The organism is Bacillus timonensis (genome assembly GCF_000285535.1).
Lineage (GTDB): Bacteria > Bacillota > Bacilli > Bacillales > Bacillaceae_L > Ferdinandcohnia > Ferdinandcohnia timonensis.
Window position 1 is genome coordinate 675,948 of the sequence record NZ_HE610986.1, and the last position, 23,467, is coordinate 699,414.

Genomic DNA, 23,467 nt, shown 5'->3' on the forward strand with positions numbered 1-23,467 from the left:
AGGCATAAATAATATATTTTATAATATAAAAACGGTTAAATGTAATGGATAAAAGATATAAAATCCCCATTTTAAAAGGGTAGATTTCTGACCGCGTCTACCTTTGTACATAAGTAGTAACGGGATAGCCAGGAATATCCCGATTTGATAGGCATGATGCCAGCCCATATTGATAATCTGTGGAATGAGATGTGCAAAAATCCCGATGATCACAAAGCTAATGATTTGTTTATTCAACTGTCCTCGATATATTCCAAAAAAGACAATCCACAGCACACCAACGAAATTCCAATCCGCGGGATACGCAAGTAAACAACATAGGAATACTAGACCTATCTTCGCATACATAGGCAGTTTTTCACTTTTTACAATCGCCAAAGCGATTAAACCCAGGGCCAAGCTCCACATGACACTCGTTGTTTTCCACCATGACAAATTAAAGTATAGTACATATGGAAAATGAGAGATAGCTGCAAATATAACCAGTCTTTCAATATACTTTCTAATATTGGATGTGTAAAAATATCCCATCGCAATAAAGTAACAAAAAATAGGAGCAACAACCCTTCCAGGGATACGAGAAATAAACCCAACTACCGTTTCCTGTGGAAGAAAGCCCGCAAAAAAATGATCAAAAAACATCGCAATAAGTGCTATATACTTTAATGCATTAGAAGACAAATCCTGAGGAAAGGTAGTGGATTTTGTCAGATCTCGTTGGTATGTAGTGTATTGCATAATATCCCTCGCTTTTATGTTGATTGGGCTTCAACCTTATAAACAGTAGTATTTGTGTAAAATTCCTTTTTTATTTTCTCTTGTGGAACAAAAGGAAAGATTCGCTGCAAAAGCAAGGAAAGTTGTAAAAAAAGAATACACCAAGTGACTTTTGCAACTGCCACTTAGTGTATCCTCCTTGATTGATTACGCCCTTATTTCAGCCAATAGATGAAATTTTACTTAATTTTGCTTTATCTTCACAAATTTCATTAAAAAAACAAACGAGGTGGTACACAATTAAATGTCCGCCTCGTTTGTTTGAAATGCTCAACTATAAATCTTCACTATCTACTTCTTTCGTATCAATCAACTTATACATACGAAACCCATCCGGTGTTGATCTGACATCATATTTTGAATTATATGCCTTATATTTTGCAGTACCATCACTATAATAGATATGATATTTTTCATGTGTTGACACAGTGAAAGTGGTGTCACTTTTCTCTTTGATATCCACAATTTCGATATCAAGTAGGTCTTCTGTAATATCCTTCTCTTCAAGGTAATCAATGTAGTTAGATGTTTCTTTTAAATAATCTGAAGAAGATGGATCAATCAAACCTGATACATAGGAAAATTCACGGTTATTAATCGCATCAATAGATGTATAGACAAAATTTTCAACAAATGGTGCAATCCCATCTTGATTCATCTCTGTTTTAACCTCTTTAAAAACAGGAGATGCTTCGAATAATTTTTGTTGTGCAGCCACATCGAACTTAACCTTCGCTAGTTTACTTTCATCTACATCTGAAATGTTGTCATAATAGTTAACAGCCCATTTCTTCTCTTTTTCATCATAAACGAATTCATACGAAAACGAATTTGATATATCCTCAGATTCAATTGTGCCTGAATAATCTTTGTAGTTATGCTCTTTCCACGTTTCAATTCCTTCAACGCCAGCAATCCACTTACCGTCTTCTTTTCCTAGATAGTATGAATCCTCGTTTACACGAATATCTGATAAATATCCACTATAGGACCAATATTGATCATCAACGGGATCGATTAATTCCTTTTGAAGATAATCGGTATGGCCTTCTACTAAGTCTTTGTCCCCGTTCACACGTGACTTTGAAACTGATGTCAGGAATGTAACTAGTTGGTTGGTTACTTTTTCTTTTTCCTCTTTTGTCAGGCTTAAATTCACCGTTAGATAATCGCTATCAATTGGCACTGCTGAACTTTGCATTTTTCCAAATGGTGTTTCTTGTTCAATTTTAACCGTCATTGAGCCATCAAGTAATACAGGACCAATTTCTACCTCTTCATCTCCTGTCACCTTAATCCCTGTGTCTTTATCATTCACAAGTACCTTTGCGCCATCCACATTTGATTGGATGCGGGCATAATCAATATCTAAATACATATCGATTGAAGAGGATGAGAAATGACCGACTTTTACTTCTTTTTCTAATTCAACAAAATCTGAAGACAAAACGGCTTTTATCTCATAATCACCTGGCAGCATATCCCCCAATGAAATGTAACCTTCCTCAAGCACTTTTGACTCTACTTCCTTTCCATCAATGAAGAAAGTTAAGTCATCATAATTAGTATTAACTTTTAGTGGGAACGTTTGTAACACGAAATCATAGTTATCATACAAAAAGAAATGCTTTCCTCGTTTTTCAAAAGTGATTAATTGCGGCATCCCATATTGTTCCATCTCAGCTGGGTCCAATTTGAAACCACCTGCTTTAGAATTTGCAGTTAGTTGGGCAATAAGTTCCTCTTTTAGATAAGGATCTTCTTCCAAATATTCAACTAATTCTTTGACATGTTGATCCGTCACTTCAAGCGATTCGTCAGGGGTATCTAACATCTTAACTAATTCTTTCACATCCCCTTTATCAAGATTCTCCGTAAATGACGCAAGTAGTTTTGTTCTATCAGTCATGGATTCCCCCAGCTTGTATAAACCAAATCCTAGAATAAGGATAGCTAAGACCGCACCAATTATTATTTTTGATTTTAATGATAAGGCACTAATACCTGGTGTATTGACTGCTTTTTTTGCTTGTGGCACTTTCACATCTTCAAACTTTGCCCCACACTCATTACAAAATGGGGTATCATCTATCTTCTTTGCTCCACATGATGTGCAGAATCTCATTTCATCTTCTCCTTTTCGAGCTGTTCACTTTCTATGTAAAAAACATACCCCACCCAATCGAGTGAGCAGAGTATGTTTTTGGAAATAACTATGCTGTGTATCTCTGTTCGTGGGATGAAGATGATTGACGACCTAACATCAGCACTGAACCGTAGGACACAATAAACGCTAGAATTGTACTAATAAGGAACACGCCTATGGATGAAAAACCTAAGCTAAAGACGATTTCCTCATCCATATAGATTTCTGCAGATAACTTCGCAAGTCCTACGATTAATGCATTCGCAAGTCCGAAGGTAACGGCATAAGCTCCCAGCTCATAAAGAATGTTCCCTTGTGAAGATTTGATCAATTGTTTTCCAGCCCAGAAGTGCAAACCTAGAACAATAATAACTAGCAACCATGAGGCCAACCCAAAACCACCAAGTTCTTCCTTTACCTCTTCTTTAAATTCTTCATTAAACTCTTCTTCATCTTCTGGGTCTGCTCCAGCCATAGATGCCTCCGCTCCCCCTAAAAGGGAATAGCTAGCCGTAATTTCTTCACCATAATTTTCCATACTTAATTTAAGTGTCTCAAATTGAGAGACATTCCACATGTAGGCTCCTACTTGAGTACCAAGAATTACGCCTTCACCATTATCAGTTGGGATATTTTCATTTAAAGAAATCACTGAGAATCCAACTACCATCGCCAAAGTAAGACCGACGATTGAGTGTAAAATGGCACGGGAAATAGACAATCCATATCGATAATTAAACATACGTTGTTCTTTTGACAGACGAATCATTGCTCCGATGCTTGTAAAAATAAAACTAATGATAAATGCATTAAAAATGCTCTCGAAGAATGAATAGTCTGAAGTCAATACTAATGCTGTTCCCTCTGTAAAACCAGTTGGGTCTTTCATTTCCAATGAACTTCCAGCAAATAAGCTAAATAAACCTAAAATAATTGCATATGGTATCGAGAATGTTAAGGAGCGTGTTAATCTATCTATCATTGAGCTTTCTGGGTATTTACGTTGCATAAAAATGCCCATGACAATAAAGACTACCGCAGGAATGATTAATAGCAGAAACAGCCCGCTTGAAGTTTGAATAGATCCTTCAAATCCCATTGCAGCAATGTTAAAATTTAAACCCAGTAAATGACTAATCATCAAAACATCTGTAAAGGTCACAAGCTTGATATCTCCTAATAAATCACCAAAAAAACCAAGTTCATTACTTATTGCTTCACGTGCGAGGATATTCGCTGCAGAACTAATACCAAAAGAAATAATTGATAATATCACGATTGACATCCCGACAAATTTCAAGGAATGAATCAATGTACTTTTATCTGTTAAACTAGCAATCAATCCTTTTTCACTTTGAACGTTTCCGCTCATCTGTGGAGCTGTTGATTCTGAAACTAATAACTTATCATCTTCTTTTTCAACAATCTTTTCAAAACTATGTCCACATGAAACACAATAATAACCACCTACTGTATTTTCATGACCACAATGTTGACAGTACTTTTCACTATCACGGGATAAACGAACCCTCTCACTTACTTGGGATAACACGACCCCATCATTACTGCAGTACAGGGCTCCATCCGAATTTTTTGTTCCACAATTCTTACAAAACAAGTTGTTCTACCTCCTTTTCTATAAGTCTACTAACCAATCGCTTTTGTCCCACAGCAAGGGCAGAAATTTGCACCTGAGGGGATGGCTTCCTCGCATTTCACACAAGTTTCTTCTCCGCTCAACTCAACTTTCGTAGCTACCTCCACTTTAGCGCCACAGCCTCCGCAGAATTTCGCATCTACGCTGTTAGGAGTTTGACAGCTTGGACATATGATTGAATTTGAATCCGCACCTCTACTATTTAATTCTGCTACCTTTTTATTTGCTTGATAAATATGGTGATCAAAACCAACTAACTTTGTAGTTAATTCAACAAGTTCAGAATCTGAAATTTCACCATTGCGAATCTTTTGATATGTAGCTTGACCTACTTCAAGTAGCACCATTGATTTTTTTGTTGATGCTTCATTGATTTCTTTTTTAGACGGCTAATTTCTTGAACAATCTGTAATTTTTGTTTACCTTGTTCAATTCCACCTTGGAATTTAGAAAGACCCTCTCCTAATTTTGCTTGTAAATTAGACAAAATGACCAACCCCTTTATTAAAATTGTAACCTTGGATATCGAATCTTTGGCAAAACATAATACTTTTGTACTATTTTTTAACCAAACTCCATATCATTTTACATACATTTCCTTAAATAGTAAACAATTCATGAACATTTTACTATTTTTAAATAATGTTACTCTCTATCTTTCTTCCTACTTTAATAAGGGCTAGGAGATAGGTTCGTCATCCCTCCATCTTTTTCCTAGGAAGCACAAAAAAGACCGAGTATATTAACAATCGGTCAAAATTGCGCTATAGTTGTTTATTTCATACCATCTAACGTTTGATATCTATTAATCTTCTAAAACCATCAACATACTGCTTGGGTACTTCCGTTTCTTTTTGTAAAGTAGCTGCAGCTTCTAATGCCCAATGGGGATTTCGTAGCATTCCTCGTCCTACTGCTACAAGATTCGCTTCCTCATTTCCGATAACAGCATTAGCTAATACAGGATCATCCAATCTCCCAACGGCTATGACTGGAACATGAAGGGCTTCCTTAATTTCTCTAGCTAATGGTAATTGGTACGCTGCATGTGTACCAGGTCTACCTCGAGAACCGATTGGACCTTCACCACCTGAAGAGACATCAAACATGTCTACCCCAGCTTTTTGATATTCTTTTGCAAACTCGATACTTTCGTTAATTCCATATCCGCCTTCTACATACTCTTTAGCAGATATACGCATGATTAACGGCATATCTTCTGGCATTTCCGATTTGGCTGCTTCAATAATTTCTCGGCCGAACTTAGTCAGATCCCTTCCATACTCATCTTCTCTTTTATTTGTTAAAGGAGAGTGGAATTGATGGATTAAATAGCCATGTGCTCCATGCAATTCTATTGCGTCAAACCCTGCCTTTACTGCCCGTTGAATGGACTTACGAAACATTTCTACCATTTCTTTTACTTCTTCAGTAGACAAAGCTCTAGGTATCTTCGAATGTTCATTAAAGGGGATAGCAGAAGGTGCAACTGGTTCCGAAATATGTTCCGCCTTACGTCCCGTGTGGCCGATTTGAATAGCAATTTTTGCTCCATATCGGTGGCAGCCTTCTACAATTCTTGCTAAAGCAGGGATTTGTTCGTCTGACCATAACCCTAAATCGTAGTCAGAAATACGACCATCAGGCTGAACATCAGTCATTTCAATAATAATAAACCCAGCTCCACCAATCGCTCTATTTACATAGTGGAGGTAATGCCAATCCGTCGCAATCCCATCTTTATTCTCAACTGAATATTGACACATTGGTGGCATAACAATCCGGTTTTTTAGCTCTAATCCTTTTATATTATAGGGACTAAATAAATGTTCCATCATAAAAACTCCTTTGCTTTAAAACAAAGATTCCGCTTCATCGGACCAAATGGGACAAGGAACCTGTCCCCTTGTCCCTACCCTTGTCCCTATATGTTTATTTCTTCTTTGTTCAATTTGTGTAGCTTGATTACGTCGTTTGCTAAGTGGGATAGTTGATTCAGGATTTCATTGTTTGCAATTTTGTTGTCTTTAAAGTCTTCACTATGAATGAACGCACTATAAGGTGATACATATGCATTGAAATAACCTGCAATTGGTCTTAATTGGTTTTCTATCATCAAATAATGATGATGGTTGCCAGCAGTTGCTATGAACCCAAATACTTTATGTTGAAATACTTCAGCAGGAATCAAATCGAATAGGTTTTTAAGAACCCCAGGTATCGAACCATGGAAAATTGGTGTACCAACTAAAAAAACGTCCGCATTCGAAATCATTTCAATAACCTTTTTTGTGTCTTCCGAATAATCTTCAATGGCACGACCATCACAAAATTGTAAATCGTATTCTTTTAAATCCAATAATTCAATATCGATATTCGGGTCATATTCCTTAGCGAACTCTAATGCTTTCTCTACTGCAAGCCTTGTTTTCGAACCAATAATTGTACCGCTAATACCGAGTAACTTCATTCAGAACTCCCCTTTCCTAATTAGGAACTTTATCGTTTATATGTACATTCCAGAATTTTCTGTATTCTCACTAAATTTGTTTCATCAATGTGATAGAAAAGGGAAAAGATATGTTTCTCATCCTTTCCCTTTTCGCGACTTTAGATTATTAAACCGTTACTTCCTTTTTCTTAAATGCTGGAATGACTTCTTTAGCGAATAACTCCATTGTCTCCATTGTTTTCTTGTGTCCTAATTGGCCGAAGTTAAACCATCCGATATAATGATTGACCCCAGCTTCTTCCTCTAGATATTTGATTCTCTCAATAATTTCTTGCGGAGAACCGAAGTTACCACCATTTTTCTCAATTTCTTCTAAACTTAAGCTTGCTGTAGACTTTTGGACTTTCTCGTAGAATTTATATTCATCAACTGCCTCTTTTCCGTCAGAGCCCGGAAGTAATGACGCTAGTAAATCATAGTATTGTTTTGAATTCTTAACCGCTGTGATTTTCGCCTCCTGAGATGTAGGCGCCACATGAACTTGTTGCATTAACGGAAACTTATAATTTTCAGGATCATAGCCATTATCAATTAATACGTTTTTATAGGTATCAAAATTTCGTTTAATGATATCCATTGGTGTAAAGTTAGGTGATGTTAAAATATGTCTACCGGCTTTCGCCATAAGTTCAAACGTTTTGGTACTAACGGACGCATGATGTATTGGCACATGAGGTTGTTGAATTGGTTGTGGATGGATTTTGATATTTTCATAGTGATAGTGCTTTCCTTTAAAATTCACTTCCCCTTCTGTCCATGCTTGCCTTAAAATCTCGATGGTTTCATCAAATCTTTCTCTAGATTCATTTTGGTCAATTTTAAAACCATTAAATTCGGCAGGCTGATACCCGCGTCCAACACCTAAATCGAGGCGGCCATCACTAATAATATCAACTAAAGCAGCATCTTCAGCTAGACGAATTGGGTTATAAAATGGCAAAATCGTTACTGCTGTTCCAATTCTAATCTTTTTTGTTTTTGCAGCTAAATGGGCTGCAAGCATTAATGGATTACCAATAATACCGTATTCGGAAAAATGGTGTTCTGCAATCCATACAGAATCAAAACCAAGTTCCTCCGCATATGTTAGTTCCTCAATCGCCTCTTCAATCATTTGTTTTTCACTGTTTCCCTTTTTATAAGGAAATAAATTCATAACGCCAAATTCCATAATATATTCCTCCTATTTTTATACCTACCGGTTGGTATCTGAATTTTATTAAACTACTTCTTTTTCTAATGAACGATTCTGTTTAAATTCAACTAACTTTAATGTTAATCCTCCATTTCCAAACTTAATCTTGTCATTTTTCTCTTTTGAAAAACTAACATATTGTAAAAATAGTAAAATCGTTTGTCGCCTATCCTTAATATCCAATAAACCATCCTCGAAAAACCAAGAATCAATCGTATTAAATACACCTCTATTTATCCCGTACTTTTGTATGCAGTACTGTACAAAAGATAAATCTGGTAGGTTTGTGATATATTTTATATCGACACTTTGCATCACGATCACTTCCTTTCAATCGAACAACCCCATTTTTATGGTTTCACCTTTACGAATAAAACTCTGATGGGATTGGACCAAATTTTCTTCTGTGATACAACATTGGATTTTTCTCATTAAGACTTATATCGATTACTTCCCCAATTAGGATTGTATGATCCCCAGCTTCCACAGTTTTGAACGTTTTACATTGTAAAACAGCACGAGCCCCATCAATTATAGGTAAGAAGTTATCTGATAACTCCCAAGAACAATTTCCAAATCGATCAACATTTTTACTTGCAAAGGTTTTGCATAGTTCCTGTTGGTCTTCAGAAAGGATATGAACCGCAAATCCCCTTCCTTCTGTAAAGGCTTTCAAAGAAGATACCTTATGATCAATCGACCATAGTATTAAGGTAGGCTCTAAAGATACAGAGGCAAATGAGTTTACTGTTAAACCAACAGGGATTCCATCAGCATCCGTTGTAGTTACTATCGTTACACCTGTGGGGTAGTCTCCCATGGCTTTTTTGAATAACTCTTGACTTTGACTATCCATTTTTATCATTATATTTCTTACCCCTTCCTTCGTATTTAAAATTTGCATGTAATGCATATCATGTGAATTAAGTAAGTGTATAATACCTACCAGTTGGTATTATTTTAACTAACAGACATCTTAGTTGTCAACATAATTATAGGAATATTTGTAATTAACTGATATTGAATTGACAACCTTGTAAGCGCTATATATAATTATACCTACTAGTAGGTATTTTTTGTTGTGATAGTGAAAAAGTTAATTACATTGACAAACATGTAATCCACTACAGGATGAAGGGGGAACAATAATATATGGTAGTTAATATGAGGGATGTTGTAATTGTAGAAGCAGTGAGGACCCCTATAGGTAAGTTTGGTGGTTCTTTAAAGGGAATTGACAGTGGGACACTTGGCTCAATTGTGATTAAAGAAGTAGTACATAGAACTGGGATTGATAAAAACGTAATCGATGAAGTGATTCTGGGAGAAGTTAGGCAGACATCTGAATCTTCGAATGTTGCAAGAGTTGCTTCCTTACGAGCTGGTTTACCTGAAAGTGCAACCGCTTTTACAATCAATCGTCTTTGTGCATCTGGTATGCAAGCCGTGGCATCAGCAGTCCAACAGATCCATTCTAATCAAGCGGAAATACTCATTGCTGGAGGAACCGAAAACCTAAGCAGAGCCCCTTATTATATAAGAAACTCTCGATTTGGTGATGGTCCCACCACTTTGATTGACTCTAATATGGAAAATGGCCAACAGCCTCAGGAGATTTATGGTTCTGATTTAGGAATGGTTAAAACAGCTGAAAATGTTGCGGAACGGTTTTCAATTTCTCGGGAAGAACAAGATAAATTCGCATTAAATAGTCAAGTAAGAGCAGCGCAGGCAATCAAGGATGGAAAGTTTAAGGAGGAAATCGTTCCTGTAGAGGTTAAAAACAGGAAATCTACTACTTTGTTTGATACAGATGAATTTCCTCGAGAGTCATCTCTTGAAAAATTAGGAACATTAAAGCCCGTTTTAGGTCCAAAGGGTTCTATCACCGCAGGAAATGCCTGCGGACGGAATGACGGGGCATCGGCACTCCTTCTCATGACGTATGAAAAGGCTCGGGACCTTGGATTAGAGCCTCTTGCCAAAATCGTAGATTGGGCGACTGCTGGGGTATCTCCGGAGATTATGGGCATCGGACCTGTACCAGCGGTAAATAGATTACTAGAAAGAACGAAAATGCGCTTATCAGACTTTGGCTTAATTGAGTTAAATGAGGCTTTTGCTGCACAAGCTATTGCAGTCATAAATGAACTTGATTTGGATTACTCCAAAGTTAATGTAAACGGTGGAGCAATCGCCTTAGGTCACCCATTAGGTGCTACCGGAGCAAGAATCATGACAACATTACTATATGAAATGAAACGCAGAAATGAACAATATGGCTTGGCCACACTATGTGTAGGTGGCGGACAAGGTATGGCAACTGCAATTGAACTTCTAAATTAAAAATAATTCAAATTTGTAGGAGGAACCATGAATTCTTTAGAATCTCTTAATGGTACTAATATCACTTTTGGTCAACTTTTAAATAAGGCTTCTAGAGACTGGGGAGATTTGAATGCAATCATTTACAACAACAAATCTTACACGTATCAAGAGCTAAATCTTGTGACTGATTTATTAGCAAAAGGGTTACTTCACTACGGTGTAAAAAAAGGAGATAAGGTTGCGCTATGGTTAAATAATTCTCCTGAATGGTTTTTCTTTTATTACGCAATTGCTAAGGTTGGTGCTGTTGTTGTCCCAGTTAATACGAGGTTTCGTACAGCAGATTTAGAGTACATTCTAAATCAATCCGATTCCTCCTTGCTAATTCTCGGAGAACCTTATCGAAATGCAAATTATTATGAAATACTAAAGAACATTGCACCAGAAATCGAAAGTGGGAATTCCCAACAATTAAATTCCGAGAGATTACCAATGTTGAAGCGTGTTGTAAGTGTTCATTTTTCTACACCGAACACAATTAGTTTTGAGGATTTACTACTAAAAGGGAAACAAGTTCCTGATCTAGAATTGCAAAATAGAGAGTCTCAGGTAGATCCTAATGATTTATTTGCCATCTTCTATACATCAGGAACTACCGGATTTCCAAAGGGTGTCATGCATTCGCATAAGATGATTGTAAATATGAGTAATGTGGCAGAACGCCTAGAAATGAAAAATACAGATAAAATTCTATTATTTTTACCACTTTTTCACGTTTATGCAAGCCAAGTCGGGTTAACTGCAGCGTGTATAAAAGGCGCTTGTATTGTACTTATGGATTCTTTTGAACCAAAAAAAGCAATCCAGTTAATAAAAGAAGAAAAGGTAAGTATCATGTATGGTTTTGATGCAATGTACTTAGATATGATGAATCATCCTGACTATAATCAAGAAGCGATTCAAACCTTAAGGGTTTGTATGTGCTCTGGTACGAGAGGAATCTTAGAGAAAGTCGTACAAAACAATTTCAAAGTCATTAATTCATACGGCATGACCGAATCCACCGGGGTTACTAGTCTAACATTTTTAGAGGATTCTAAGGAGACCATCATTTCAACCAATGGCTTTCCCTTAGCCGGTCTTTCGGTAAATATTGTTGACCCTCAAACAAAACAAGCTGTTAGTACTGGGGAATATGGTGAAATTTGTGTAAAAGGTCACTCCGTCATGCTTGGTTACTACAAAAAGCCTGAAGAAACAAAAGAAGTGTTAACAGAAGATGGCTGGCTTTATACGGGTGATAAAGGGTATATAGATGAATCGGGGTACCTTCATCTTTCTGGACGTATAAAAGATATTATTAGGGTTGGAGGAGAAAATGTCGACCCACTAGAGGTAGATGCAGTACTAATCAGTCATCCGGATGTTTTTAAAGCATACACAGTAGCGGCACCAGATGAAAGATTAACAGAGGTATGTGCAGCTTTTGTTCAATTGCACAACCATGTAGCTGATATTAACGAAGAGGACCTTATTGCTTATTGTAAAACCAAGATTGCGAGTTTTAAAGTACCAAAATATCTCTTTATCACTGAAAGCTTTCCAATGACAACTACAGGAAAGGTTCAAAGATTTGCGTTAAAGCAAACTGCTCTTAAGAGATTAGAAGAACAGAGACAAAAGCTTCAATTAAAAAATTGAATGGCGGTGAAAACAATGGGACTTTATTATGAGGATTTTGAAATCGGGCAAGTATTTGTGAGTCAAGCAAGAACCATTACAGAATCAGACGTTGTACAATTTACAGGTTTATCAGGGGATTTCAATCCCCTTCATACAGATGAGGAATTTGCGAAAAACACCCCGTTCGGAACTAGAATCGCTCATGGAGCACTAGGCTTTTCAATTATGACAGGTTTAATGGATCGATTGGGAGTATTCTCGGGAACTGCTATCGCCTTCTTAGGTATTGATAACTGGTCATTTCCTAAACCGATTTTTATCGGGGATACCATTTATTTTGAAATGAAAATAACGAATAAACGCCCCACTTCAAAAGGTGGACGTGGGATTATCTTCCGTGAAATAACCGTCTTTAATCAAAACAAAGAAATTGTCCAAAAAGGGCAAATGAATATTATGGTGAAGTGCCGAGAAACTGAATTAATTAATAGATAATAAGAGTAGGAGGAAGTAATGTGACGTTTACGGATAAAGTAGTTATTGTAACTGGTGGAAGTAAAGGTATAGGAAAAAGCACGGCTGAATCATTCGCTACACAAGGTGCAGTTGTTCATATAGTAGATATTGATTCCAATGCTCTTAATGAAACGTTAGATGAATTAACCGCCAAAGATTTACAAATCTTCATTCACAAAGCAGATGTTTCAAAGAAGGAAGAAATTGACGCTTTGTTTGAAGAAGTTCACGCTAAACATGGTCATATTGATATTCTGGTTAATAATGCGGGAGTTATTAGAGATAATTTATTCTTCAAAATGACAACTGGTGATTGGGATTTGGTCATGGATGTTCATTTAAAAGGCGCATTTTACTGTAGCCAAGCAGCACAAAAGTATATGGTGCAACAGAATGCGGGACGAATTATTAATATATCCTCAACTTCCGCTTTGGGAAATCGAGGTCAAGCAAACTACGCAACAGCAAAAGCTGGTATTCAAGGCTTTACAAAAACACTCGCAATCGAGTTAGGTAGATTCGGAATTACGGTTAATGCGGTTGCACCTGGTTTTATCGAGACGGATATGACAAGAGCAACAGCTGCACGTATCAATATGGATTTTGATGAATTTATACAAAGTCGTGTTGAACTCATTCCTGTTAGAAGAAGTGGTAAACCAGAAGATATCGCAAATGCGGTCATGTTTTTCGCTGATGATAAAGCTTCATTTGTGAACGGTCAAATCCTATATGTTGCAGGTGGACCGAAGGCATAATAAAGTGATGAAATAATAAAGCACCGGTATTACCGGTGCTTTGGTGATACATGTATATTGTGGTTGAACTGTTTAATCATCAAGATGTACTAATTCCCTTTAAAATCATGTTTGTATGCATTTTTGCAATTTCTTCAATTGATAATTGTCCATCTTTTTGATACCAGTAGATTCCCCAACCTGACATTCCTAGTATTGAAAATGTAATAAGTTTTGGATTAATACTTGGATCAAATTCACCAGCTTCTATTCCCTTTTTTAATACGGTTACGAAAAAGTTCTCATACTGATCTCTTTTTTCTTGGATTAAATCATATTTATTATCGGTAATAAATTTTCTTTCGTGCAGATATATAGCCACTTGCTCTTTATAAAGAGCGATACTTTTCCAGGTTGCTAAGATCATTTTTTCCAATTTTTCAGTATAAGTAAGACCTGGGAGTTCCATAATCTCTGTTACTTTATTCAATTCATATTCGATAAATTCATCATGTATTAAATAAAGCACGTCTTCTTTTGATTCAAAATAATAATAGAAGCTTCCCTTTGTTACATTTGCATATTCGACAATATCTTGAACAGACGTTTGCATATATCCCTTTTTTTCAAATAAGTGTAAGGCGGCATCAATTAACATTTTTTTCTTTTCTTTTGCCATTCTAAAACCTCCAAATAAAGAGATAACATGTAAATACACGTTATTCACTTAAAAACATACCAAGTGGTATTAAAAGAGTCAAGTAAAAACAATCATCTTTTCAGTTTTTTGATAAAGAACTATAACGACCTTTCTTACAGAAAGGTCGTTATTTTTTTACACTATTAAATACAGCGTCCACCGTCAACTTCAAGATCTACACCCGTAATCATAGAAGCTTCATCAGAAGCTAAGAAGAGTGCAGTGTTTGCCATATCAATTGGTTGAGCTAACCTACCAAGAGGTATGCTATGGATGAACTTGCTTCGTTGCTCTTCATCAACCATAGGTGTATTGGTTGCCACTGGGTTAATACAATTAACACGTATTCCGTAAGGAGCCAACTCTAGTGCCATAGATTTCATAAATGCCACAACAGCTCCCTTGGACGCACAATATATATTTAATCCTGGCCTTGGACGGGGTGCAGAGGTAGAGCCGGTTGATAATATAACGCCTTTCCCTGCTTCCTTCATGTAAGGAACCACTGCTTGTGTTCCTAAAAACACACCCTTCATGTTTATGTCCATCATCTTTTCAAAAAAGCCTTCTGAAACTTCTTCAATCGGTGTAATAGGCATTGCAATTCCAGCATTATTGTACATGATATCGATTTTACCAAACTCTTTGATTGTTATTTCAACTAACTCATTGATTTGATCCGCTTTGGTCACATCCACTGGAATAAATCTTGCCGTTCCCCCATTACTTTGAATACCATCTGCCACCTGTCCTCCATTCGAGTTTGGTAAATCGGCTATAATAACAGCCGCACCTTCTTCACTGAATCTTTCGGCAGCCGCTCTTCCAATACCTGAACCAGAACCTGTGATAATCGCTACTTTGTCTTGTAATCTCATCTGTTATTCCACCTTAAGATGAATCTACTCATTCCACAAAGTAGAATGGGTAGATTCATTGTTTTTTATGATGCGATGTTTTTATTTTCAGATTTACCTAGAGTCTTTTCTTTTAATTCATTAAATACTGCCAATGATTTTTCTGAAGGCTTCCCAATATAGGAACCAATAACAAACGCAATTGCTGTTACAATGATTGTAAATACTGGAGCCACAAGCCAAGGCATTGATGGAATGGAGAACCCTGATAGGAATGTATAGCTTCCTAACACTGCTCCAACAATTAAGGCGAGAACTGCCCCAGTTTTAGTTGAACGCTTCCAGAAGAATCCACCAAGCCATGTAACTAGAAATGCTGGCCCAGTTGTTGCTGCTGACAAGTTTGTAAATGTTGTGATCCAAGATAGTTTTAAGACAGCAATCCCGACCGTAATAACGGACATGACAATCAGAGCAAACTTTGTAGCCTTAACCATTTCGGATTCTGTAATCGCCCGCTTTTTAATTATTGGACCAATGATTTTTCCATAGATATCACGACCAATTGCTAATGATGAAACCATTAGTTGTCCACTAGCTGTTGATTGTGCTGTTGCCAATAGACCTGCAAAGGCTATACCAGTAATAACTGGAGGGACCCATTCTTGTGCTACAATCAGATAAATACTTTCTGCATCTGTTCCTTCTAATCCAGGAATTAATAATTTACCAGCCATACCTAGGAAGAAGAACATTAAGCTCGCTGCCCAAATAAATGGTGTTACGAAAATAACAGCTTTATAAACCTCACGTTCACTTTTAGCGAGAAACACACGGCTGACTGTGTCGGCTCTTGCTAATGTACCAAAAATCCAGATGAAAATTAAACTCCAGACTGTCCAATGATTTCCTAAACCGGCATCATTCGTGAGGAATGTTGGATAATATTTTTCAATCTGGTCAACTATATTGATCATTCCACCGCCTCTAAACACAGCAACACAAATAATGATAGCTGCCGAAATCCAGGCGAAGAATAATTGGAATACATCAACATAAGCTGTAGCTTTCATACCACCGAGGAATGTATAGATTACTACAATACCCCCTGAAATAAGAACACCTACCCAATAAGGCATATCAAAGACTAGTTGTAATAAAAGTGCTACACCAATTAATTGAACACTGATATACAAAAGGTAACCAACAAAGATTAAGAGCGCAGAAAAACCACGAACAAGATTACTATCGAAACGTGCACCTAAGTAATCAGGAATTGTAAATTCACCATATCTTCTTAATAGTGGACCAAATATTGCTAAACACCCTATATAACCGATAACTGAACCAACGTAGGCTCCATTAGGCATAAATCCTTGGGCATATATGATTCCGACTATTCCCAAAAAACTAGAAACACTTAGAAATTCTGCGATATAACCTGCACCTACTACCCAATACGGGTTATTTTGACCTGCAGCCATATAATCCACAGCTGTACTATTTTTGGATGTTAAATGTCCAATATATAGGGCTGCGATTAAATAAAGAGCAATGATTACATATACTATAAGACTCATATTTTACCCCCTATTCTTTTCCCTTTGTTTTTATTAATCCATAAATCCCAATACCAAATCCTAAAATAGGAACAAGTAGGTCTAAATAAAAATAAGTTCTAAGTTCAGGAACAGCAAGAAAATATTGAAACATAAAATATAAAAGTGGTAGGGTAGCCAGTATTAAAATAGCGGTGTAGATTCTTCCAAACCAAAGCCATTTACTATTTTCCATAATATACCTACTTTCTTATTAAAATTGTAATAAATGAATTTCCCATTTTAAGTAGCCGTTAGACCCCCATCAATCTCATAAACCCCACCTGTGATGTATGAAGATTTATCAGAGCAAAGAAATAGAACTAATTCAGCGATTTCAGCAGGTTCAGCATAGCGTCTTAATGGTATTTTTTGTTCATATGTTCTTCTTGCCTTCCCGGGATCATCTGGTGATTTAATGGAATCAAGCTCCTCCATCATTCTTGTATTTACGGGTGCAGGACAAATCGCATTAACCCTAATTCCTTTGCCGGCAACTTCAACAGATGCCGTTTTAGTTAAGCCTATTACTGCATGCTTTGATGCAGAATACGCCCCTAAACCTGGAGAACCATTACATCCTGCTACTGACGAAGTATTTACGATGTTGCCGAAATTTTGCTTTTCCATGACCTTTAGCACATGTTTTAGTCCGTAAAACACCCCTTTTACATTGACATCTAGCACAGTACCAAAGGTTTCGGCAGTCGTTTCAGTCAGCTTTCCAAACTTACCTTCCACTCCAGCATTATTAAAAAATACATCGATTTTGTTGTATTTATCTATCGCTGCTTGAACATAAGATTCTACTGATTCCTCTGACCTGACATCTGCTACACATATCATGTAATCTCCTAAATCTAGTTCAAGAGCCGTTTTTTCTAATGCTTCTTGGTTAAGGTCAATTAAAACTAATTTAGCTCCTTGTTGATGAAATAATCGTGCAGCTTCTTTCCCAATACCCCCAGCTGCGCCCGTAATCAGGACAACCTTATCATTGAATTCCATAAAATCATTCCTCTTAAAAATTTTCGTTATCTGCTTTAAAATACCCATGTAAGCGCATACCTTTTATCGTAAATATGTTTGCTAACGTGCGGTATATCCGCCATCAACGGGTAAATCTACTCCAGTAATATAAGATGCATCATCTGAAGCAAGGAACAGCACCGCATGAGCTATTTCAATCGGCTCAGCAGGTCTACCGATTGGTCCCACCCTTGCTGCTCTTTCTTTCGGATCAGATAATAATTCTTCCGTCATCGGAGACCTTACTAATCCTGGATGAATACAATTCACCCTTATACCAAAAGGTGCAAATTCTATTGCGGCTGTTTTGGTTAGCATCCTGACAGCACCCTTTGCTGCATGGTAAGAAGCAGCTGATCCACTACCAACCAGAGCCCAAATGGAAGAGTTATTAACAATGCTTCCGTGTTGACTCCCCTTAAGTAGACTCAACATTGACTTCATTCCTAAAAACACACTTTTTGCATCAACATCCATGATTTTCTGCCACTCATCTTCAGTTAACTCCTGTATCGTTTTCCGTCCAGGAATTCCTGCATTATTGACTAGAACGTCAATTCTCCCATACTTTTTATCTATTAATCTAGCAGCATTTTCCCAGTCACTTGAACTGGAAACATCCATTTTTATAAACGTTACATCACCTCCTACTTCACGAGAAATCATTTCTGCAGTTTCTTTTCCTTTATCATTTAAGTCCGATAATAGAACTGTTGCCCCTTCTTTTACAAAAAGCCTGGCCATTGCTTCTCCTTGGCCCATTGCAGCCCCTGTGATAAGGGCCACCTTTCCTTCAAGTCGTCCCACTGTAATCCCACCTTTCTTTTACTAAAAAATGGATACCAACTAGTTGGTACGTTATCAACCTAAAAGTTTATAAAAATGGGCAAAGAGGAAAAATGACTAAAACCCGTAAATTGTCATTCCCCCATCAACAAATATGGTTTGCCCCGTGATATAGTTTGAAGCTTCAGAACTTAAAAATACAACTGGGCCCACTACTTCTGGCAATTGACCTACTCGATTAAGTGGAGTTCGATCTAGAATCGTTTGAAGATAAGCTTCGTCTTTTAGGTATTTTTCCGTTAAAGGAGTGGAGAAATACCAAGGACCAACTGAATTTACGTGAATATTGTATTTCGCCCATTCCAATGCCAGATTTTTGGTCATTTGAATGATTGCTGCCTTTGAAATACCATAGACAATACCTGTATTTAATGCAACATGTCCAGCTACGGAGGAAATTGTAATAATTTTTCCACTACGTTGCTGTTTCATAATTTCTCCAGCAGCTTGTGACATCTTAAATGCAGATTTTAAGTTTGTATTTACTATACTTTCCCATTGATCATCCGTGACTTCACTAGCGGTAGCACGAATGTTAATTCCAGCATTATTTATTAAAATATCAAGGTTGTCTATTTTTGAAAAAATAGCATCAATATCTTCTTGCTTTGTAATATCAGCAACTAATGGAATAGCTCGAACTCCTCGACTGGCTATTTCATCTGCAACAATTTGAAGGTCTTTTTCTGAACGTGAAACAATATAGACATCAGCCCCTGCCTCAGCAAGCCCGTTCGCCAACGCTCGGCCAATTCCTCTGCTTGCCCCTGTAACTAATGCCTTTTTATTCTTTAAATCAAAACTTGGTAAATAGGAGGACATAGACAAGTAAATCACCTCTGTTTTTTCTAGTAATAACGATTACCGCGATGTTTGTAACAGTACAAATAGTAGAAATTGCTCAAAAAAATGGAACCTTAACTGTTGATTAGGTGACTTTTCTTAGGGCTTTCATAGTACCCATTTCTACTGATACTGGTGCCAGATACTTGTTTTAATGTAATCTGAGCATCTGCCATTTTTAAAGTAGTTCCAGTCACGTCTAATATAGTAGCTCCAGTGTCTCTAACCTTTGAAATATTGTTTTGTACACAGATAATGTTTAGAAGTCCACAGCCTGGTAATATGACCTCAGCACCTTGATCTACAGCTCTTTCACAAGCATCCAAAAACTGCTCAATAATATTATGCGGATTAGAGAATGCGTTTTCAATATCTTCCAAGCTTACTTCGAAATATTGGGAGTTTACAGCACTGTTTGTTAAACCGTATTTTTGAATAAGGTTTGGAAATGCTTTTTTTGCCAATTGAGGTGTATATGTAACAATCGCAAATTTCTTGCCGTACATAGGTGTCATCAACATTGAGGATTCGGCCATACTTACTACTGGTATATCAACTAACTCTCTTGCTTCGTCTAAAACAGGATCTAAGAAACAGTGTAATGCGACTGCATCAAACCCATTTTTTTCTGCATTAATAATATTTTGCAGAATCTCTCGGCCATTTAGAAACTCATTGGACAAAAATTCAGCCGGATAGCTATTCTTCACACCCCCGATTTCAAAGGAATATTCAGGTGGAAGAATTGCTCTTGCATGATTTTTAATACCATTCAAGTAGGTTGGTAGTCCACTAATATCTGTACTACTTTGGATAAAAATTTTCTTCACAAAATAACCCCCTCTAAAAAAATACCCACTGGTTGGTATTATAATAACAGACGCCCAAAACTTTTTCAATACATTTAGAAAATTCAATTATCTAAATTTGGGACATGGGGACAGGTTTTCTGTCCCACCATAATTTTCCCGGGACACGGAACCTGTCCCCATGTCCCTGTCCCCATGTCCCTACCAAGTACTTATTTTCAAAATAAATTCTCTATTCAGAAGAAAGGCCCGTGGAACTCTCCTCCGGCCCTGTTTATGAAAGTTTCTTTGGCACTTATATTATTTCTTCTAAAGAACCTGTCCTTTTTCCCTTCCTGACGACACAATAAGGTCCGTATGCACATGCTCCATTCCAAATTCCTCCTGCAATACAGAAATGGAAGGAGACGATAATCTTTTTATTCGATTATCTATATCATAAAATTGAATCTCAAAATACCTGTCTAAAAAAGCCAGATAAGAGTCTAGATCAACTCCTGCCTTTTCCAGATAGCGACTATCAAATTCAACGATACCCATAATTTCACGGCAGTTAATCAGGAGACTTTTCATTCCTTTGAGCACCATAAATTCGTAGCCTTCCACGTCAATTTTAAACAATAACCGGTGGGCGTTTAATGTTTCCTGATTAAAAAGCGAATCAATCGTAATCGCAGGCACTTCCATTTTTTCAATGCTATTTTTTTCTGAGATTTGCACACCTGAAGAGGTTCCAGACCAATGAGTATCAATGAAGAAGGTTTGATTTTTCTTTTCTTGATCCCCCGCGAAAGCATGGATAATTTTGATTTGATGACTGTTGACATGCTGTTTGCGCGAGCGCTCTATGTAATCGATTAAATATTTATTTGCTTCTATTCCAATGATTGTTGTGTCTTTTTCGTACGTTGTAGAGAAAATGCATTCTCCATAATTCACACCTATATCCAAAACGAGAGATGGCTTGAAGGATTTGACAGCTTCTCCCCAGAATTCAGTTAGGTGTGATTGTGTAATCCCATCACTGATAAGAAGCGCTCGCCCTCGATTTTCAGCATTATTTATGTAAATGACATTTCTAGAAGAAAGTATGATTTTATTCGGAATTTTAGCTAGCTTTAAGGTCTTGTACTTTAAAAAAATACCAAAATCTAAAACGACTTTTGAAAAAAGTGGATAGCTTTCCCATAGTTTAACAAAGACAGGTTTATTCAGAACACCTTTAGGAATTGCCAATGTGATTAAACTCCCCTTTGAATGTAGATTTGGGACAAGAAACCTGTCCCCCTGTCCCACTAGTATATGGGGAGATTATTAAGTACTTATTAATGTTTCATTAAAGTTTTTGCGTTTTTACGGGTTATGTTCCCCGTTTTTACTCTAGCAATTGCCAAAAGGCTCCGGAACCCAAATCATAGGGAAAGATAAAAGAACCAAGGACATAGGCAATCATAAAACCAATTACTGCTGCAATTACGTTATTTTCGATCTTTTCGATGCGTTTTTTATCAGACATTTTCCTTACCTCCATCTTTTACTGAGGCTAACATCTCTTAGATTGAATCTCCTTTGCATGATTTATGCACGTTGAAGGAAGTCTAAAAATGTAAGGGGGGTGTTTTTAAATGAAGGTAAGATTAAGGAATCAAGGAGGAGTTACAAAGGAGTGTAAGATTGGGTTCAGTTGGACTACGTTCTTTTTTGGCTTTTTCCCGGCATTATTTCGTGGAGATTTAAAATGGGCGGCTATCATGTTCATTACGGCACTGGTAGTAGGTTCATTTACTGTTGGTTTTGGAGCTTGGATTCCTGGGATTATCTTTTCCTTTGTGTATAATAAACTGTATATTAAAGACTTAATCGAAAAAGGATACCAACCAGCTGACGAACAATCACGAAATGCTTTAATACAAAATGGCATTATTTCAGCTTAGTAAGAGAGGGTATAGCTACAACTTTTCCCTATATATTTTACAAACAGTATTTCTGTATCAGAAATTTGGAGCACTCTGTAAATTATCTAGCACTTTTTAAAACTTAAGTCATGAGGGGGCTTTCCCCCTCTGAATCACCATTAATTAAAAATCAAACTCATGTTATTCCTGGGACAGAAAACCTGTCCCCCTGTCCCGTTCCAGCCTATGTATTACACTTTTCGAGATTCCTGTAATTCTTGATATCTGCCTTATGCTGACGCCTGTTGTCTCTTTCAATTGCAGGAGCACAGCATCCCTTTCTTCTCTCTTCATCTTCTGCAATACACTTGAACTTGGGATTCCCATCTCATGCAAACTCTCTTTCACTTCGTTATCTGTCAATTTTACGCGATCCCAGTAATCCAGACATTCGTCATTGTTTGATGTGCTCATATAATCAACAAACGCTTGAATTACTGGCTTCCCATTTCCACTCGAAAACAAACTCAAGCCAAAATCAATGTCAATCAAGCAGGTTGCACTAAAATATTCATTTATACTAGTCCATTTCGCCTCAAATACATTCTCGGCTAACCCCGCTTTTACCGGATTTTGATGAATATACCGAAGAACCGTTAAAAAGTATCTCTTTGATTCGATATTTTCACTACGATAACGTTCCTGAAACAGATGCCCACATCGTTCATACTTCATGTTATACCAGCGAACATAACTCGAACTTATTCGTTGAATTGAAAGGCCAATTGGTTCGTCCGTTTCTCTTATTAACAAATGAATATGGTTGTCCATCAAGCAATAGGCATATAACTTAAAATTACATTTCTCCTTATATCTTTGTAAAACATTTAGAAGCCTTGACCTATCCTCATCCTCTTCAAAAATCGTCTGCTTATTAACTCCTCGTAAAATGACGTGATAGATGCCACTCCTACTCTTTTTCCTTGCAACTCTTGGCAATAGCATCACCTCTTTTAATTGTAATTTGGGTTGTGGAAACAATAAGCGCCGTTTCTAGATTAAAATAGTGAGATAAAAATAACTGTGGAATAATGTTTGGGTGGTTTAAAATCCAATTTTGTGTATTACGTAAAAGGAGACTCATTAAAGCATGGGAAGGTGATAATTGAAGTTCTTGTAGAAATCCGCATTTAAAATCTACCAAATAGTCAGAATACTGTCAACTTGTTTATGTGGGTGAATGAAATTTGCACATTGAAGAATTGGGCAGTCTGCCTATACTAATTTGTTATCACATATTTTCAGAGGATCATAAAAAAAAGGGTGGGACAGAAAACCT

At 36.9% G+C, this 23,467-nt stretch carries 27 protein-coding genes; 5 read left to right on the plus strand and 22 right to left on the minus strand.

All coding sequences use genetic code 11. From position 1 onward, the window contains the following. Positions 1–18: 18 nt before the first annotated feature. From BTHG_RS11940 to BTHG_RS11990, 11 genes are all read right to left on the minus strand, one after another. Positions 19–738 (minus strand): TraX family protein, encoded by a 720-nt coding sequence (locus BTHG_RS11940; RefSeq protein WP_010676975.1) that lies wholly within the window; start codon positions 736–738, stop codon positions 19–21. A gap of 14 nt (positions 739–752) precedes the next feature. Beyond that, the gene (locus BTHG_RS26785; protein WP_157256186.1) at positions 753–902 is read right to left on the minus strand and encodes a hypothetical protein; all 150 of its coding nucleotides are present in this window, start codon (positions 900–902) and stop codon (positions 753–755) included. Positions 903–1,051: 149 nt separating this feature from the next. Beyond that, on the minus strand, positions 1,052–2,902 hold the full coding sequence (locus BTHG_RS11950) for a zinc ribbon domain-containing protein (RefSeq protein WP_010676976.1): 1,851 nt from the start codon (positions 2,900–2,902) through the stop codon (positions 1,052–1,054). Between the two features lie 88 nt (positions 2,903–2,990). Then, complete coding sequence (locus BTHG_RS11955; protein WP_010676977.1) at positions 2,991–4,541, minus strand: zinc ribbon domain-containing protein; 1,551 nt, start codon at positions 4,539–4,541, stop codon at positions 2,991–2,993. Positions 4,542–4,570: 29 nt separating this feature from the next. Next, positions 4,571–4,927 carry a zinc ribbon domain-containing protein gene (locus BTHG_RS24840; RefSeq protein WP_026021795.1) on the minus strand — a complete coding sequence of 119 codons (357 nt, stop codon included), beginning with the start codon at positions 4,925–4,927 and terminating at the stop codon, positions 4,571–4,573. Further along, positions 4,909–5,067, minus strand: coding sequence for a hypothetical protein (locus BTHG_RS27080; protein ID WP_010676979.1), 159 nt, complete (start codon positions 5,065–5,067; stop codon positions 4,909–4,911). Before BTHG_RS27080 ends, BTHG_RS24840 begins: the two co-directional genes overlap by 19 nt. A 301-nt stretch (positions 5,068–5,368) precedes the next feature. Continuing rightward, positions 5,369–6,415 (minus strand): NADH:flavin oxidoreductase/NADH oxidase, encoded by a 1,047-nt coding sequence (locus BTHG_RS11970; RefSeq protein ID WP_010676980.1) that lies wholly within the window; start codon positions 6,413–6,415, stop codon positions 5,369–5,371. A gap of 89 nt (positions 6,416–6,504) precedes the next feature. Beyond that, on the minus strand, positions 6,505–7,050 hold the full coding sequence (locus BTHG_RS11975) for an NADPH-dependent FMN reductase (RefSeq protein ID WP_010676981.1): 546 nt from the start codon (positions 7,048–7,050) through the stop codon (positions 6,505–6,507). 148 nt (positions 7,051–7,198) lie between these two features. Next, positions 7,199–8,263, minus strand: coding sequence for an LLM class flavin-dependent oxidoreductase (locus tag BTHG_RS11980; RefSeq protein WP_010676982.1), 1,065 nt, complete (start codon positions 8,261–8,263; stop codon positions 7,199–7,201). A gap of 48 nt (positions 8,264–8,311) precedes the next feature. Next, complete coding sequence (locus BTHG_RS11985) at positions 8,312–8,602, minus strand: hypothetical protein (protein ID WP_010676983.1); 291 nt, start codon at positions 8,600–8,602, stop codon at positions 8,312–8,314. A 49-nt stretch (positions 8,603–8,651) separates the two neighbouring features. Continuing rightward, positions 8,652–9,152, minus strand: coding sequence for a flavin reductase family protein (locus BTHG_RS11990; protein WP_010676984.1), 501 nt, complete (start codon positions 9,150–9,152; stop codon positions 8,652–8,654). A 287-nt stretch (positions 9,153–9,439) separates the two neighbouring features. Here BTHG_RS11990 and BTHG_RS11995 point away from each other — a divergent pair, with 287 nt between their 5' ends. The 4 genes from BTHG_RS11995 to fabG are packed head-to-tail and all read left to right on the plus strand — an operon-like array spanning position 9,440 to position 13,572. After that, positions 9,440–10,633, plus strand: coding sequence for a thiolase family protein (locus BTHG_RS11995; protein ID WP_010676985.1), 1,194 nt, complete (start codon positions 9,440–9,442; stop codon positions 10,631–10,633). 27 nt (positions 10,634–10,660) lie between these two features. Further along, positions 10,661–12,316: an AMP-binding protein gene (locus tag BTHG_RS12000; RefSeq protein ID WP_010676986.1), complete on the plus strand. Its 1,656-nt coding sequence runs from the start codon at positions 10,661–10,663 to the stop codon at positions 12,314–12,316. Positions 12,317–12,331: 15 nt separating this feature from the next. Then, positions 12,332–12,793, plus strand: coding sequence for a MaoC family dehydratase (locus BTHG_RS12005; protein ID WP_010676987.1), 462 nt, complete (start codon positions 12,332–12,334; stop codon positions 12,791–12,793). A gap of 20 nt (positions 12,794–12,813) precedes the next feature. Beyond that, positions 12,814–13,572 (plus strand): 3-oxoacyl-ACP reductase FabG, encoded by a 759-nt coding sequence (gene fabG / locus BTHG_RS12010; RefSeq protein ID WP_010676988.1) that lies wholly within the window; start codon positions 12,814–12,816, stop codon positions 13,570–13,572. A 79-nt stretch (positions 13,573–13,651) separates the two neighbouring features. Here the strand turns inward: fabG and BTHG_RS12015 are convergent, their stop codons facing one another. From BTHG_RS12015 to BTHG_RS26790, 10 genes are all read right to left on the minus strand, one after another. Continuing rightward, positions 13,652–14,230 carry a TetR/AcrR family transcriptional regulator gene (locus tag BTHG_RS12015; protein WP_010676989.1) on the minus strand — a complete coding sequence of 193 codons (579 nt, stop codon included), beginning with the start codon at positions 14,228–14,230 and terminating at the stop codon, positions 13,652–13,654. A gap of 164 nt (positions 14,231–14,394) precedes the next feature. Beyond that, a complete protein-coding gene (locus tag BTHG_RS12020) occupies positions 14,395–15,129 on the minus strand; it encodes an SDR family oxidoreductase (protein ID WP_010676990.1) in 735 nt (244 codons plus the stop codon). 65 nt (positions 15,130–15,194) lie between these two features. Next, complete coding sequence (locus tag BTHG_RS12025) at positions 15,195–16,688, minus strand: sodium:solute symporter family protein (protein ID WP_010676991.1); 1,494 nt, start codon at positions 16,686–16,688, stop codon at positions 15,195–15,197. Positions 16,689–16,698: 10 nt separating this feature from the next. Further along, a complete protein-coding gene (locus tag BTHG_RS12030; RefSeq protein WP_010676992.1) occupies positions 16,699–16,902 on the minus strand; it encodes a hypothetical protein in 204 nt (67 codons plus the stop codon). Positions 16,903–16,949: 47 nt separating this feature from the next. After that, positions 16,950–17,714: an SDR family NAD(P)-dependent oxidoreductase gene (locus tag BTHG_RS12035; RefSeq protein WP_010676993.1), complete on the minus strand. Its 765-nt coding sequence runs from the start codon at positions 17,712–17,714 to the stop codon at positions 16,950–16,952. A gap of 81 nt (positions 17,715–17,795) precedes the next feature. Further along, on the minus strand, positions 17,796–18,542 hold the full coding sequence (locus BTHG_RS12040; protein WP_010676994.1) for an SDR family NAD(P)-dependent oxidoreductase: 747 nt from the start codon (positions 18,540–18,542) through the stop codon (positions 17,796–17,798). A 96-nt stretch (positions 18,543–18,638) separates the two neighbouring features. Then, positions 18,639–19,403 (minus strand): SDR family NAD(P)-dependent oxidoreductase, encoded by a 765-nt coding sequence (locus tag BTHG_RS12045; RefSeq protein ID WP_010676995.1) that lies wholly within the window; start codon positions 19,401–19,403, stop codon positions 18,639–18,641. Positions 19,404–19,498: 95 nt separating this feature from the next. Then, entirely contained in the window at positions 19,499–20,254 is a 756-nt protein-coding gene (locus BTHG_RS12050; RefSeq protein ID WP_010676996.1) for an aspartate/glutamate racemase family protein, read from the minus strand. Positions 20,255–20,542: 288 nt separating this feature from the next. After that, positions 20,543–21,469, minus strand: coding sequence for an FkbM family methyltransferase (locus tag BTHG_RS12055; protein WP_010676997.1), 927 nt, complete (start codon positions 21,467–21,469; stop codon positions 20,543–20,545). A gap of 139 nt (positions 21,470–21,608) precedes the next feature. Continuing rightward, a complete protein-coding gene (locus BTHG_RS26790) occupies positions 21,609–21,749 on the minus strand; it encodes a hypothetical protein (RefSeq protein ID WP_157256189.1) in 141 nt (46 codons plus the stop codon). A gap of 109 nt (positions 21,750–21,858) precedes the next feature. Here BTHG_RS26790 and BTHG_RS12065 point away from each other — a divergent pair, with 109 nt between their 5' ends. Continuing rightward, the gene (locus tag BTHG_RS12065; RefSeq protein WP_010676998.1) at positions 21,859–22,167 is read left to right on the plus strand and encodes a hypothetical protein; all 309 of its coding nucleotides are present in this window, start codon (positions 21,859–21,861) and stop codon (positions 22,165–22,167) included. Positions 22,168–22,329: 162 nt separating this feature from the next. Here the strand turns inward: BTHG_RS12065 and BTHG_RS12070 are convergent, their stop codons facing one another. Then, entirely contained in the window at positions 22,330–23,127 is a 798-nt protein-coding gene (locus tag BTHG_RS12070) for a transposase (protein WP_010676999.1), read from the minus strand. Positions 23,128–23,467: the final 340 nt, after the last annotated feature.